Origin of the sequence: Palleronia salina (genome assembly GCF_900141995.1) — a bacterium.
Classification (GTDB): Bacteria; Pseudomonadota; Alphaproteobacteria; order Rhodobacterales; family Rhodobacteraceae; genus Palleronia; species Palleronia salina.
Genome location: NZ_FQZA01000018.1, coordinates 1 through 14,469 on the forward strand (window position 1 = coordinate 1; position 14,469 = coordinate 14,469).

General features: G+C 71.0%; 13 protein-coding genes. 8 read left to right on the plus strand and 5 right to left on the minus strand.

Features of this window, described 5'->3' with window-relative positions; genetic code table 11:
• Positions 1-256: 256 nt before the first annotated feature.
• Together BUB76_RS16320 and BUB76_RS16325 are read right to left on the minus strand one after the other, a co-directional pair.
• A complete protein-coding gene (locus BUB76_RS16320) occupies positions 257-2,611 on the minus strand; it encodes a YbcC family protein (RefSeq protein ID WP_236737943.1) in 2,355 nt (784 codons plus the stop codon).
• An 8-nt stretch (positions 2,612-2,619) separates the two neighbouring features.
• Positions 2,620-4,179, minus strand: coding sequence for a proton-conducting transporter transmembrane domain-containing protein (locus BUB76_RS16325; protein WP_073130213.1), 1,560 nt, complete (start codon positions 4,177-4,179; stop codon positions 2,620-2,622).
• A 98-nt stretch (positions 4,180-4,277) separates the two neighbouring features.
• On the opposite strand from BUB76_RS16325, the gene BUB76_RS16330 reads away from it, so the two are divergent.
• The 3 genes from BUB76_RS16330 to BUB76_RS16340 all read left to right on the plus strand — a co-directional run bounded on the left by BUB76_RS16330 (position 4,278) and on the right by BUB76_RS16340 (position 6,650).
• Complete coding sequence (locus BUB76_RS16330) at positions 4,278-5,156, plus strand: LysR family transcriptional regulator (protein WP_073130216.1); 879 nt, start codon at positions 4,278-4,280, stop codon at positions 5,154-5,156.
• Positions 5,157-5,276: 120 nt separating this feature from the next.
• On the plus strand, positions 5,277-6,104 hold the full coding sequence (locus BUB76_RS16335) for an NAD(P)H-binding protein (RefSeq protein ID WP_073130219.1): 828 nt from the start codon (positions 5,277-5,279) through the stop codon (positions 6,102-6,104).
• A 45-nt stretch (positions 6,105-6,149) separates the two neighbouring features.
• On the plus strand, positions 6,150-6,650 hold the full coding sequence (locus BUB76_RS16340) for an anthrone oxygenase family protein (protein WP_073130223.1): 501 nt from the start codon (positions 6,150-6,152) through the stop codon (positions 6,648-6,650).
• A gap of 44 nt (positions 6,651-6,694) precedes the next feature.
• On the opposite strand, the gene BUB76_RS16345 is transcribed toward BUB76_RS16340, so the two are convergent.
• On the minus strand, positions 6,695-7,582 hold the full coding sequence (locus BUB76_RS16345; RefSeq protein WP_236737944.1) for a LysR family transcriptional regulator: 888 nt from the start codon (positions 7,580-7,582) through the stop codon (positions 6,695-6,697).
• Positions 7,583-7,682: 100 nt separating this feature from the next.
• Here BUB76_RS16345 and BUB76_RS16350 point away from each other — a divergent pair, with 100 nt between their 5' ends.
• From BUB76_RS16350 to BUB76_RS16370, 5 genes are all read left to right on the plus strand, one after another.
• Entirely contained in the window at positions 7,683-8,405 is a 723-nt protein-coding gene (locus tag BUB76_RS16350; protein WP_073130229.1) for a DUF4386 domain-containing protein, read from the plus strand.
• Between the two features lie 142 nt (positions 8,406-8,547).
• Positions 8,548-9,702 (plus strand): PfkB family carbohydrate kinase, encoded by a 1,155-nt coding sequence (locus BUB76_RS16355; RefSeq protein WP_308417683.1) that lies wholly within the window; start codon positions 8,548-8,550, stop codon positions 9,700-9,702.
• Position 9,703: 1 nt separating this feature from the next.
• Positions 9,704-10,636, plus strand: coding sequence for a carbohydrate kinase family protein (locus BUB76_RS16360; RefSeq protein ID WP_073130236.1), 933 nt, complete (start codon positions 9,704-9,706; stop codon positions 10,634-10,636).
• The gene (locus BUB76_RS16365) at positions 10,629-11,588 is read left to right on the plus strand and encodes an eIF2B alpha/beta/delta subunit family protein (RefSeq protein ID WP_073130241.1); all 960 of its coding nucleotides are present in this window, start codon (positions 10,629-10,631) and stop codon (positions 11,586-11,588) included. The genes BUB76_RS16360 and BUB76_RS16365 overlap by 8 nt, the downstream gene beginning before the upstream one ends.
• Complete coding sequence (locus tag BUB76_RS16370) at positions 11,585-12,586, plus strand: SIS domain-containing protein (RefSeq protein WP_073130244.1); 1,002 nt, start codon at positions 11,585-11,587, stop codon at positions 12,584-12,586. The genes BUB76_RS16365 and BUB76_RS16370 overlap by 4 nt, the downstream gene beginning before the upstream one ends.
• Here BUB76_RS16370 and BUB76_RS16375 read toward each other — a convergent pair whose 3' ends face one another.
• Both BUB76_RS16375 and BUB76_RS16380 read right to left on the minus strand, forming a co-directional pair.
• The gene (locus BUB76_RS16375; RefSeq protein WP_084140724.1) at positions 12,587-13,555 is read right to left on the minus strand and encodes an ABC transporter permease; all 969 of its coding nucleotides are present in this window, start codon (positions 13,553-13,555) and stop codon (positions 12,587-12,589) included.
• Positions 13,552-14,460 (minus strand): ABC transporter permease, encoded by a 909-nt coding sequence (locus BUB76_RS16380; RefSeq protein ID WP_175550330.1) that lies wholly within the window; start codon positions 14,458-14,460, stop codon positions 13,552-13,554. Before BUB76_RS16380 ends, BUB76_RS16375 begins: the two co-directional genes overlap by 4 nt.
• Positions 14,461-14,469 lie beyond the last annotated feature (9 nt).

The following is a 14,469-nucleotide window of genomic DNA, read 5'->3' on the forward strand; positions in this document are numbered from 1 at the left end:
GCATCGCTGAGCCAGAAGAGATCAGACATGTCACCGCTCAGTTTTCTGGCGGTGAATCACGCCCTTCCGCTCAGATCAATGGGTCCTGAGCCTAGCTCTTTGGGCTGATTTCCCGGGCCTTTCACGAAATCCCGGAAAATCAGGCGGCAGCTAATTGCCCGAAACGATCTGTCGCACAACTTCGCGACATAATGCACGCCGCCACCCTCTCACAGACTGCCGGGCGCGACCGAGAGCGGGTCGCGCCCGGCAAGGATCAAGCCGCGACCGATACTGTCACGTCGCCGCAGTCTCGGTCGAACCAGGCGCCGTCCTCGTAACGGCGACCGACGCCCCCCGCGGGGTTCAGCGTAACGAGCGTAAGCCAACCGTTGTCGAACAGGTCCCGCACCGCCGACTGCCGGTCCAACGCTTTCGAAATCATCTCTTCCGGCGCCTCGACCGCGACCACGAGCCGACTGGGCACGTGGCGCAGGCTTTCCCCGTCGTGCAGCGACTGCCGGGGCAACCCCGCGCGCAGCGCCCCTCCGTTCCCCTCGAGCACGCCAAATCCGCCGACCACGTTGTGCAGCAGCTTGTTGCCCGCGCCGAAGGTCTCGGGCGCCACGGCCGAGCCGTGGTATTGCAGCGCGATCCAGCTGGCCACCACGACCGGCGCGCTCAGGATCTGTTCCAGCGTCTTCGCCTCCGTGTCCTGCCGCCAGTCGTAGTCGTGCAGGAAGACCCGGCCGCCCAGATCCCGGCCCGCCGTCCGGGCGCGCGGCGCGGCGATGAAGCCGTTGCATCCCGCAAGCCCCCACTCGGGCCGCAGCTCGGACCAGTCCCGTCCCCGCCGCGCGAGGCTGTCGCGCGACCCGTGGGGCAAGGTCCCCGCGCGCTCGGTCCGGGCGAGCGCGCCCGCCTTGCCCAGCGCGGCGCGCAGCCGCTCAATATCGGCCCGGTGGCTGGCGGGCAGGTCACCCTCGAACACCCGCACCTCATCGGACACGGTATCGTGCAGCCCGGCGGCGAAATGCGTGTCGCCGGGGATCGCGATCCCCCGGTCGGCCAGGCCGGCGCGCACCGCGCCATCGTTCAGAAGCCCGGCCAGAAGCCGCGCGTTGACGTCGCCGGAGTATCCGCCGCAGGCGCCGCATTGCAGGGCGCTGGCATGGGGCGCGTTCGTGACCCTTGCGCCGTGCCCGCAGACCAGCACCAGACGCGCGAAACCGTCGGTCAGCGACATGGCCCGCAGGATGCGTTCCGCCGCGCCGACCCGATCGGCCAGCGGCAGGTCGAGCGTCGGGACCGGGTCGTGTTCCCCTGCCCCGCCGAGGCCCAGCCCATCGCGCAGCAGTTTGCCCACGTAGAGCGGACCCGCCGCCTCGACGAAGGCGAAGGCCGAGACCGCCGCCCGCTTGAACCGGCCCCAGGCGCGAACCGTCCGCAGCCGGATCCGTTCGGCCGTGTCGCTCCCGCCAGTGTCGGCGGCACGGCTCTCGACCGCCGGCGACACGAGGATCGGCGCGCGCGCCTCGACCGTGTCCGAGGCGTGACCGCAGTGCTTGATCGCCAGGCCGAAGAACCCCGCGAAACCGATGGTCCGCAGGCCCGGATCCGACGCCTCGAGCGCGCGGCGCATCCGTTCGGAGCGCACGTCGATACAGAACGCGGCCTGGAGCGCGGGCCGGTCATCGGTGGATGTCGCGACATCGCCCGCCAGCGTCTCGGCCAGCCGCCGCTCGCCGCCGCGGTCGACGGCCTCCTGCAACGCCGCGTCCCGCAAGGTGTCGGCATCCACGGTGATCGGGCGGCCAAAGTCCGCCCTGGCGCTGTCCCAGGCCTCAGCGCGCGCCGTCCCCCCCTGCTCCAGCAGGGCGACGTCCCAGGCCAGCCGGACGGTCAGCAGGTCGAACAGGGTCGTATCGCGGCCCCCGTCCCGCTCGGCCATCCAGCTTAGGTGCCGGGCGTATTGGCCCCAGCCCGACAGGGTCACCAGCAGCCGGTGGAAATACAGCGGCGCAACATCGGGCGTCAGCCCCAGCGCGCCGCAAGCCTCAGCGAAGGCCGCGCGGGCGTCGATGGGCATGGCGGCGACGCGGGACGCGAACCCGCTCAGCCCGGCCAGGCCGGGGGTCAGGTCGCGGCTGGCATAGGCGCGCCACGCGGCCCAGGCGCCGGCATCGGGCGCCGGCCAGAACGCCTGTCCCTTGTCGAACTGCGCGGCGGCCCAGTGACCGATCCGATCCTCGACCAGTCCTGGCCAGTCAATGCCATCAGCACGCTGCGCCAGGTCGGCGACCGTCGGCAGCGGTGCCTCGGGCGCGCGCGTCTCGTCCAGGGCCCGCGACAAGGCATCCATCGAAAGGCCATATGCCCGCGCGGCCCCGGCCAGGTCGTCCTGGCTTACCTCGCCCGAGGCCACCATCGCGGCCACCGTGTCGCGCGGCAGGAACATCCGTCCGCCGCCCACCCGGGCCATGCGGGCGGCCGCCAATGTGCGGTCCTCGGCCACCTGCCCGAGCCAGGGGTTCACCGCCACCGTCGCTTCCAGCGGGAAGGCCGGCGGGATCTGCCGCATGGCCTCTTCCGCGGCGGCGAACAACTCGAGGGTCGGGCCCGTCCAGGTCATGTGCGCGTTCATTGCGTCTCTCCGCTTTTGGGGGTCCAGCGGCCGGACAGCCGGTCCGCGACCGCGTTGAAGTAAAGGCCGTTCATCAGGTGCACGCGAAGCCCCGCCGCCGCCGGATGCCCGGCCCAGAGGGGGAAGGTCGTCTGCGCCACCGCGGCGATCGCGAAGCTGACCAGCGCCAGCAGGATCGTGGCCCAGATCAGCCCGTCGGGCGCGGGGGGCGGCGGCAGCGTCCCGGCCGAGACCCAGGTCGCGCCCGCCTGCAGGGCGAAGTAGGCGACCGTCGCCGCCACCGACAGCGCGACGGTCCGCCACGCCAGCGCGCGCGGCGCCTGGTCCGCAAGGCCTTGGGCGATCAGGTAGACCACCCCGAAGATCAGGATCGCGCCCAGCGCCACCGTCTGCGGCGGCTTCGACGTGATCCCGAAGGCCAGCCCGACGACCAGGTACAGCGCCAGCGCCAGCCCGAAGGCCCGCGCCACGGCGCCCAGGTGCGGCACCGCCACCGGCCCGGGCCGGCGGATCGAGGCCACGTCCCTCACCGCGTCGCCCGAGGCCAGGAACGCGTGCGCCTTGTAAAGCGAGTGGGCCACGATGTGCAGCAGCGCCAGCGGGAACAGCGCCAGGCCGCATTGCAGCACCATGAAGCCCATCTGCGCACAGGTGGACCACGCCAGCGCGGTCTTGACCGCCGGCTGGGTCAGCGACACCGCCGCCCCCAGCAACGCGCTGAACCCGCCCACCAGCGCCAGCACCGCCAGCACGCCGGGCGCGGCGATCAGCACATCGGCAAAGCGGATCAGGAGGAACCCGCCCGCGTTCACCACGCCCGCGTGCAGCAGGGCCGAGACGGGCGTCGGCGCCTCCATCACCTCGGTCAACCAGCCGTGGGTCGGCACCAGCGCCGATTTGAGGATGGCCGCGACGGCCAGCAGCAGCGCGACCAGCGACAGCACGGCGGATCCGCCGCCGGCCTGCGCCGCCGCGTTGATGGCGGCGATGTCCGAGGTCCCGAAGGCTGCGATCAGGCCCCCGGCGGCGGCCAGCAGCGCGGCGCTGGCGAAGATCCCGCTCAATGCCTTCTTGCGGGCGGCCCGGCGCGCGCGCGGCCGCTCGGGGTAGAACAGCAGAAGCTGGTGCAGGGCCGCGCCCGCCGCGACCCACCCCACCGCGAGCTGCACGAGGTTGCCGGCGCCGACCAGCAGCAGGACACAGGCGATGGTCGCCGACATCCACCCCATGAAGGCGGGCTGCCGCGCCTCGCCGTCGAGCGCCACGCGGGAAAAGCGCAGGACCACCCAGCCGACGAAGGCGACGGTCAGCGTCATGGCGACGCTGACGATGTCGATGCGCGCCGACAGGCCGACCGAGGCCAGGCCCAGCAGCGGCCCGGTCGACGGCCCCGACAGCGCCAGGTCGATCGCGGCCAGGCCGCCAAGGGCCAGGGCAGCCAGCGCCGACAGTTCGGGCAGCCGCAAATGCCAGTGCCCCCGCGCGGGCGGGCGAAGATGCATCGCAAAGGCCGATGCGGCCAGGACGAGCGGGGCGAGAAGAAGCAGAAATGTCATCCGAGACCTCCGGTTCAGGATCTCCGGCTGATCTAGGGGGCTGTCCACTTCAATAAAAATACATTATATCGTCTGTGTCGTTCTATATTATAGAAACCATGCGGCTGAACTATCATCACTTGCGGTACTTCCAGGAGGTCGCCCACGAGGGGAACCTGACCCGTGCGGCGGCGCGGCTGAACCTGTCGCAATCCGCCCTGTCGACCCAGATCCGCCAGCTCGAGGATCGGCTTGGCCATACCCTTTTCGAGCGGACCGGCCGGGCGATGGTCCTGACCGAGGCGGGGCGCATCGCGCTGGACCATTCCGAGCGCATCTTCGACGTGGGCGATGACCTCGTGGCGACCCTGACGGCAGGCGGCGCGGCGCGGACGCCCTTGCGGGTCGGGTCGCTGTCCACCCTGTCGCGGAACTTCCAGCTGCGCTTCCTGCGGCCGGCCTTCGCCGAGAATGTCGATCTCGTGCTGACGTCGGGCAGCAGCCAGACCCTTCTGCGGGCGCTGGAGACCCTCGCGCTGGACGTGGTCCTGCTGACCGATCCGCCGCCGCGGGACAGCTTTCCCGACCTCGTTGCGCACCGCATCGCGCAGCAATCGGTCGGGTTGCACGGCCGGCCCGAGCGGTTGGCCCACGCCACGCTGTCCGATCTCCTGGCCGCCGAGCCGGTGATCCTGCCCACCGAAAGCTCGATCCGGACGGGGTTCGACAGCCTCGTGGCGCGGCTGGGCGTGACGCCCCGGATCGCGGCGACCGTGGATGACATGGCCATGATCCGCCTGCTGGCGCGCGAGAACATCGGCCTTGCCGTCACGCCGGCGGTGGTTCTGGCGGATGAACTGGCGCAGGGTCTCCTGGCCACGGCACCGTTCGAGCTGGACGTCGTCGAAAGCTTCTACGCGGTCACGGCCCGGCGCACCTTTCCCCATCCCCTTCTGTCCCGGCTGGCCGAGCCGCCGGTTCCGCGCGACGACCTGTAATCTACCGGGATCGGCATGCGGCGTTTGGCAGGCACGGCCACAACGCTGGCAGGGCCGGGCAAGATGGCGCGCCGCGTCTGTGGATATTCCTTCTGCATCGCATCCCAAGGAGACCGCATCATGCGCGACGCCCCCACGCTCGTCATCGGCGCCACCGGCAAGACCGGCCGCCGCGTTGCCGCCCGGCTGGAAGCAAGGGGCCTGCCCGTTCGCCGCGGATCGCGCGGCGCGGCCATCCCCTTCGACTGGAACGATCCGCAGACCTGGGCACCGGCCCTGTCGGGCGCGCGCGCGGCCTATGTCACCTATTTTCCCGACATGGCATTCCCCGGCGCCGTTGACCGGCTGGGCGGGCTTTGCGAGGCGGCCAGGCGCGCGGGGCTCGACCACCTGGTCCTTCTGTCGGGCCGGGGCGAACATCACGCGCAACAGGGCGAGGATGTCGTCCGGCGCTCGGGCCTGGACGTCACGATCGTCCGCGCCGCCTGGTTCGCGCAGAACTTCTCGGAAGGATACCTGCGCGATCCGGTTCTCGCCGGACTGCTGCCGATGCCCGGCGGCGACACGCCCGAGCCCATCGTCGATGTCGACGATATCGCCGATGTCGCCGTCGCCGCCCTGACCGAAGAGGGTCACAGCGGCGCGCTCTACGAGGTGACCGGGCCGCGGTTGATGACCTTCGCGGACATGGCCGCCGCCCTGTCAGAGGCCACCGGGCGCAGCATCCGCCATGTGCCGATCACCTTCGACGACTTCCACGCCACCATCGCCAGGTCGGGCGGGGCACTGGTGGCCGACGTCTTTACCGCCATCGCGCGCGAGACGCTGGACGGCCGGAATGCCCATCTGTCGGACGGCGTTCAGCGCGCATTGGGCCGGGCGCCACGCGACTTCGCCACCTTCGCCCACGCGGCAGCCAGGGCCGGGGCGTGGACCCCTGCCGCCTGATCGGCGCGCGCCTGCCAAAGTGACCTCACCGAAGGAGCAACGACCATGGTCTCGCTGCCGGTTATCGCGCTCATCCAGCTCGCCGCCTTGGCCTATGCCCTTGTCGGCGGCGTTTTCCTCGCCTTCTCGGACTTCATCATGCGGGCCCTTGCGCGGACCGAAGGCAGTGGCGGCATCCAGGCGATGCAGGCCATCAACCGCGAGGTTTTCCGGTGGGTCTTCATGACCATGTTCATCGGGCTGGCCGCCGTCTCCGCAACGCTCGTCGCGACCGGGTGGCTTCGCGTGGCCGGCACGCCAGGTTCGCTGATGGTCGCGGCGGGGCTTCTTTACCTCGTGGCGTGTTTCGGTGTGACCATCGGCCTCAACGTCCCGATGAACGATGCGTTGGCCGCGATGCCGGCGCGCTGCGCGAAGACGCGCGACTACTGGATGGCCTCATACGTGCCGCGCTGGACGGCGTGGAACACGGTCCGGGCCGCGGCCTGCACGGTGTCGGCCCTGCTGTTGCTGGCCGCCCTGCCCCAACTGGGCGCGGCAGGATGAGCTGCGGCCTCTGCCTGTCGTCACCTTGGAATGCGTGCGGCGCCTCAGCCGCCGAATCCCTCGACAAGCGCGTCGAACACCACCCGCAGGCGGCGCGAGCGTGCGATGTCGCGGTGGGCGACGATCCAGACCGGGAAGTCGACCGGTGCGAAACCGGGCACAGCCCGCTCGACCGACGGGTCGGCATCGCCGATCCGGTCATCGAGGATGCCGATACCCAGCCCGCGGCGCACCATCTCCCACGTCACCGTGAAGTTGCGGCAGCGGTAGGGGAAGTTCTCAGGCGTCAGGGTCAAGCCGCGCGCATTCAGCAACCCCATCAGGCTCCCGGCCGCGTCGATCTCGATGAATTCCGCCGCCGAGAAGCCGGCCGCATCCGCCGGACGGCCCAGCCGGTCGAGATAGGCCGGCGCCGCGAACAGCCGGGCCTGCGCGTCGCGCACGCGCCGGGCGATCAGGTCGGGCTCGGACGGGCGAACGTTGCGCACCGCGATGTCGGCCTCGCGGCGCGACAGGTCCGACAGGTCGTTCGAGACGACGATCTCGACGCGGATGCGCGGCTCGGACCGGTGCAGCCGCTCGAGGATCGGGGGCAGGAGATACCCCGCGTAGGCGTCCGAGGCCGAGATCGCCACGTCACCCTCGATCGCCTCGGTCTGACCCCAGGCCGCACGCGACAGGGCGCGCCCCCCCTCACCCATGACACGCGCATGATCGAGCAGGTCGTGACCCGCCGGCGTCAGCCGCAGGCCCCGGCCCGTCCTTTCGAACAGCGCGACGCCAAGCTCGGCCTCCAGCGCCTCGACCTGGCGGCCCAGCGTGGGCTGCGCCAGTTTCAACGCCCGGGCGGCGGCGGACAGGGACCCTTCCTCGGCCGTCACCAGGAAGGCGCGGGCCCGGTTCCAATCGAAGGTGACACTGCGCCAATCCATGCGAATACGCATATCAGCTCGGCAATTCCGGTCAATTCCCTGCATCCTCGCAGAGCATTAGACACCCTCCCAAATCGCTCACACTGAAAGGAGGCCCGCCATGCACGCTTTCCAGGATCCAACCTCCCGCGCCTACGCTCGCGTAACCGGCGCGCTGTATCTCGTGATCGCCGTCGCCGGCGGGTTCGCCATCCTTTACGTCCCCGGCCTGCTGAACGTGCCCGGCGACCCGGCGGCCACCTTCGCCAACATCGCCGAACGCCGCGGCCTGTTTCACGCAGGGCTGGTCGGCGACGTGGTGATGATGACCGCCGAGGTGATGGTTTCCGCCATGCTGTTCTTCATGTTCCGCACCGTGAACGCGACGCTGTCCCTGGCGGCGGCCTTCGCACGGATGATGATGGTCGCCGTGATGGCGGCGATGCTGTTCTTTCACGCCGCGTCGCTGGCGCTGGCCGACGGCACCGTGCCGCTGGACAGTTTCAGGATGGCGCAGAGGGTCGAGCTTGCTGGGCTCATGCGCCACGTCCACGACGCGGGCGTGTGGATCTGGCAGGTCTTCTTCTGGCTGCACCTGTGGCTGCTGGGCACGCTGGTGATGCGCTCGGGCCTTTATCCCCGCCTGCTGGGGCTTGGCCTGATCGTCGGCGGCACCGGATACCTGGTCGACAGCGTGCAGATGTTCGCCCTGCCCGAGGCCGGCTGGCTGGCCGCCGTGAAGGTCGCGCTGCTGCTGGTGGTGACGGTCTTTGAGCTGGGCTTTGCGCTGCTGCTTCTGCTGCGCGGCCCCCGCCCGTCGCGGACCGACGCCGTCGCCGCCTGACACCCGGTCGCACCGGGCGTCGCCGGAACAGCGCATTGACAGGTGGGCGCCGATCGGTGAAACGTTTCAATGAAGCGGACGCGGGGGACCTGTGGCGGCACCGGAAGACAACGCACGAAGCCGTCGGGCCACGATAAAGGACGTGGCGCGGCTGGCCGCCGTGTCGGTGGGAACGGTGTCCCACGTCCTGAACGACAGCAAGGGCGTCTCGAGCGCGGCGCGCAAGGCCGTGCTCGACGCCGTCGAGACGCTGGACTACCGCCCCAACAGCCTGGCGCGATCGTTGATCGCCCGGCGCCCCCGGAACGAGGTATCCGCCCGCCCCGACCGGCCCCGGCTGATCTGCGTCGGCTATATCTCGATCGACTACATGGTGCGCATCGGCGAGGTGCCGTCGCCCGGCGCCCGCGCGACGTCCCACTCCATCGACAAGATGCTGGGCGGCCCGGCCGCCAACGTCGCCGCCTTCGCCGCCGGGCTTGGCGCGCCGCTGGACCTGTCGGTCGAGCTGGTGACGCGCCTTGGCCACGACCCCGACAGCGTCTGGGCGCTGGAAGAATTGGCCGCCCGCGGCGTGGATGCGAGCGGCGCATTGCAGGAGCCGGGCACCCGCCTGTCGCGCTGCATCGTGCTGGTCGAGGATGGCGGCCGCCGCACCATCGTGAACGAACCCTTCCACATCCCGGCCGAGCTGCTGGCACGCCGCCTGACCGTCCACGACGGGGCAACGGCACCGGCCTGCGTCCATTTCGACGGCTTCCATCTGGGCGCGGCGGAAGAGGTCGCGGCCGACCTGCACGCGGCGGGCTTTCGCATGGCGCTGCATGGCGCGGGCCTGCCCGAGACGCGGCGCGGCCGCGACGACATGGCCGGGCTGCTCGGGACCTTCGACCTGCTGGTCCTGAACCGCGAAACCCTCGACGCCTTCGCCCCGGCGGTGCCCGAGGCGGCCGACGCGCCCGAGCGGCTGTTCGGCCTTTCCGACGATGCGCGCTGCAAGGCGCTTCTCATCACCGACGGCGCGGCGGGCGCGACGCTCTACCACCCCGGCGAGACCCCGTTGCATTGTCCCGCCCCCGGCATCGACGTGGTGGATGCCACCGGCGCGGGCGACGCCTTCACGGGCATCTTCCTGGCCGCCTGGCTGTCCAGCGGCGACGCGCCCCGGGCGCTGGAGCTGGCGACGCGCGGCGCCAGCCTGTCGCTGGAATCCATGGGGGCGCAGGGCCGCATCCCGACCGCCGCGTCCCTGGGCGTGGCCGATACGACCACGGAAATCGCGGGGGCTGAGCGCTGACATGACCGACGTATCGGGCGCGCCCCGCCTGTTGTGCGTGGGCGACATGGACATGGATATCATCCTGCGGGTGCCGAAGCCGCCGGGGCCAGACCAGAAGGTCGATGGCGAACGGGTGCTGCAATGCCCCGGCGGCATGGCCGCCAACGTCGCCGTCGCGGCCCGGCGCCTGGGCACGACGACCCGCCTGCTGGCCGCCCTGGGCGACGACGCGATGGGCGCCGAGGCGCGCGCGGCACTGGAGCGGGAGCATCTGGATCTCGACCACCTTGCGGTGCGACCGGGCGCGGCCACGTTCTTCTGCGTCATCATGGTGGACGACCGGGGCGAGAAGTCGCTTGTGAAGGCGCTGAGCCCGGCCTACCTGCCCCGGCCCGACGACCTGACCCCGAAAGCCTTCGAGGGGATCGCTCACCTGCACATGACCTTCACCCGCCATGACCTGGCGCTGCGTGCGATCGAGCTGGCGCGCGCTGCCGGCGCCACGGTGTCGCTGGATCTCGAGGCGGCGGACCTGGACAGTTCGGGCGGGTCGGTGCGCGCGCTGGTGGAGGCCGTGGACCTGCTTTTCCTGAGCGCGCAGAGCCGCCCGGCCGTCGAGGCCGCCATCGGCCCGGTGGGCGACCGCGCGGACCTTACCGTCGTGACGACCATGGGCGACGCGGGCGCGCGGGTGGAACGCGGCGGACGCGAGGTCGCCCGCCTGCCCGGCCACACCGTCCCCGTGACCGACACCTCGGGCGCGGGCGACGCCTTCGCCGGCGCCTTCCTGACCGCGCGGCTGGACGGGGCAGACGATGCATCGGCCCTGCGCTTCGCAAACGCCGCTGCCGCGCTGTCGGTCCGGGCCTACGGCGCCCAGACCGGGCTGCCCGACCGCTCCGAGGTCGGGGCCTTCCTTGACGCCCGAACACCGAAGGACACCCATGCCTGAGAAACGGTTCGATTTCGCAGCCGAGATGACGGAACGCGGCTGGCCCGCACCCGACGAGGCCACCATGCAGGGTCTTCTGGACATCGTGGACGAGGGCACGCTGGGCGCGTCCAACCACGTGACGCTGGCCCTGCCCCTGGTCGCCCGGCTGGCCGCCGCAGACCGACCGACCGCGCGGGACGAGGCGCTGGCGCTGGCCGAGTTCATCGCGCGCACCCGTGGCCAGGGCGCGCCCATCGTCGCCAACGCGCTGCGCTGGCAGACGGCCCGCGCGGCCGAGCTGGACCCACGGGACGCCGCGCGCCTGCTGTCCGACCGCGCCGCCGAATGGGAGGGCGCCGCCGCAGCGCGCCGCCGCGCCCTTATCGAGACGGGTGTGACCGCCCTGGCCGGAACGCGCGCGCCGCTGATCTTCGATTATTCCAGCACCGTGGCCGACCTCGTGCGAGCGCTGGCGAACGGTCCCGGCCTGGACCGGATCATCATCCCCGAAAGCCGCGCCATCGACGGCGGCCGGCGCTACATGACGGCGCTGTCCGATCTCGGGGTCGAGATCGCCTTCCTGCCCGACGCCGCGCTGGACTACGCGGTGTCGCTGTCCGACGCGGTGCTGCTGGGCGCCGAAAGCGTCACGCGCGACGGCGGTATCAGCAACACCGTTGGCTCGACCCCCGCGGCGCGGGCGGCAATGGCGAACGGCATCCCCGTGCACGGCGCAGCGGACCTTTTCAAGGTGGGCGACCGGACACGGGACGAGCTGCCTGCGCCGCCGCTCCGTAGCTATGACTTCCTTCTGAAACCGGGCGAGACGGCCACGACCGCGGCCCCCGAGCTCGAGATCGTGCCGCCAACCCTGGTGACGTCGATCCTGACCGAAATCGGCCCGGTCCGTCCGGCTGACCTGTGGGACGCGGTAGACCGGCACCGGGGCAACGGGGAGATCCAGCCATGAACGCCTCCGAAAGCCACGCGCTGATGGCGCGCGAACTGGATGAACAACCCAACATACTGGCCGAGGCGGCGCGCGCGCTTGCCGGCACGGCGTCCCGCATCGCGCTGGACCGGACGCGGCCCGTCTGGGTCGGCGGCTGCGGCGACAGCCTGTTCGCCGCGCGGGCCATCGCCCACCACGCCCGCAAGACAGGGATCGATATCCGCCCGGCCTCGGCAGCCGAGATGCTGTGGGACGCGCCCATCGCGGCGGGCGACACGGTCATCGCCATCAGCCTGTCGGGCGGCACGCGTCGCACCGTCGAAGCCCTGACCGCCGCCGGCACACGCGGTGCCCGCACCATCGCGATCACGCTCAGGCCGGACAGTGCGCTGGGCGAGGCTGCGGACGACGTGGTCGCGCTGCCCTACACGCCGGTGAGCCGAGCGATCCCCCACGGGCTGGACTACCACGTGACGCTGCTGGCGCTGGCGTCGCTGATGGACGATCCGGACCCCGATGCCATCGCGACGCTGTTCCACGGCCGAACCCCGTGCGCACACGCGGCCGCGGACGCTGCGGCGACGGGCATGGCCCCCGACGGCCGGTTCTTCTTCCTGGGCAGCGGTGCGGCCCTGGGGTCGGCCGAGTACGGCGCGGCCAAGATGCACGAAGCGGGCGGTCTGACTGCCTTCGCCTTCGAGTCCGAGAACTTCGCCCACGGCGCCCAGTTCATGCTGCGCCCCGGCGATCACGCCACCCTGTGCGGCGCCGACGCGGCCGGAGACGCGCGCACCCTGTCGCTGCGCGACGGTCTGGGCCAGCTGGGCGTCGGGCATCAGCTGGCCGGGTTCGACGCGCCGCTGGGCACGCTGGGCGCGGCTTTCGATGCCGCGCTGACCTGCCAGGCGCTGTGCCTGGCGGTGGCCCAGGCGCGCGGCCTGAATGTCACCGACCCCGCGAACGGGTCGGGTGCGGATGCGGTGCAGAAGGACTGGTTCGGCTGGACCGCCCCGTGATCAGGAGGCGGCCCGGCGGGCCGCCGCGCGCAGACGATCGCCCACCGCGTTGTCGGCCATGACGCTGCAGATCAGCAGCACCCCGATCGCCGCCAGCTGCCACGCCTGCGAGATGTTGGCGAGCTGCAGCGCGACCTGGAGCGTGGTGACGATCAGCACCGCCAGCACGGTGCCCGAGATCCGGCCGATCCCGCCGAAGATATGCGCGCCGCCCAGCACGGCGACGGTCACCGACAGAAGCTCCATCCCCTCGCCCGCGTCGGGTCGCGCGGCCTGGAACCACGACAGGGTCATGATCGCGGCCAGCCCGGCGATGACCCCGCTGAGGCAGTAAAGCCCGAAGCGCAGCCGCCAGACTTTCACCCCAGACAGGAACGCGGCGCGTTCGTCGTTGCCGGCGGCGTAGATATGGCTGCCGATCCGGGTGCGCGACAGCATCACGTGCAGCACCACCGCAAGCGGGACGAAGACCACCCACATGTGAACCGGGATGCCCAGGAACCGGCCCTGCGCCAGACCCGCGAACCAGTCGGGGATGCCCCCGATGGGCGCTCCGCCGGTCAGCGCCAGCGCCAGGCCCGAATAGGCGAAGAAGGTCGCGAGCGTGCCCATGAGCGACGGCACCTTCAGCACGCAGACCAGCACCGCGTTCACCGCGCCCAGCAGGCCGCCGATCACCAGGCCCGCGGCGCAGGCCAGCAGCAGCGGCACCCCGGCGCCGAACATCGCGGCGATGGCAAGTCCGACCAGCGACATGGTGGCGCCGACCGACAGGTCGATGCCCGGGCCGCCCGACAGCATCACCAGCGTCTGCGCCATGCCCAGCACGCCCAGCACCGGCACGTATTGCAGCAGGTAACCCACGGTGGAGCCCTGGAGGAAATGCGGCGACAACAGCGCCCCGGCCACCCCGGCCAGCACCAGCAGCCCGGTGAGGAACACCATCCGTTGCGTCAGCGGATCGTTCATGACGTCCTCCGGGTTTCCAGCGCGTCCAGCACGAGGACCACGATCAGCAGGCCACCGATCACCACGGTTTCCCACAGCGACGACACCCCGATCAGCACCAGCCCGTTTTGGGTCATCTTGATGAACAGCACGCCCATCAGCGTGCCCAGCAGGCTGCCGATGCCGCCCCGGATGTTGGCGCCGCCGAGGATCGTGGCCGCGATGGCCTCGAGTGCGATGTTGGTGCCGATGTTCACCTCGACATTGCGCAGCCGCGCGACGTAGAGAACCGCCGCCAAACCGGCGAAAAGCCCCAGAAGCGCGTAGGCCTGGATCTTGGTGCGGTCCACCCGAATGCCGACCAGCCGCGCCGCATGCTCGTCACAGCCGATGGCCACCACCCGCTGGCCCCAGGGCGTGCGCCGCAGCATGAGCCACGACAGCCCGTAGATCGCGCCGATCACGAACAGGCCCGAGGGCAGACCGAAAAGTTCGCCCAGCACGAGGAAGGACAGCGTGTTGGGCAGCCCGCTGATCCAGACGCCGCCGATCACCAGGAACAGAACGGCGATGAAGATGTACATGGTGCCCAGAGTCGCCACGATGGGCGGCACGCGCGACTTGGCGATGATGGCGCCGTTCATGGCGCCCAGCGCCGCCCCCGCCGCCAGGCCGATGGGCACCACGACCATGTCGGGCATGTCGTATTGATAGGCCCGTCCAATCAGCACCGCCGACACCGCGACGATGCCGCCCACGCTCACGTCGATCCCGCCCAGGATGATGACGATGGTCATCCCGGCGCAGACCACGGCCAGGTCGACCGAGTTGCGCAGGATCGTGGTCAGGTTGCGTTCGGACAGGAAGAATTCGGATTGGCTGGCGAAGATCGCGACGAGAACGCCCAGCGCGATCAGCAACAGCACCTCCCGGCC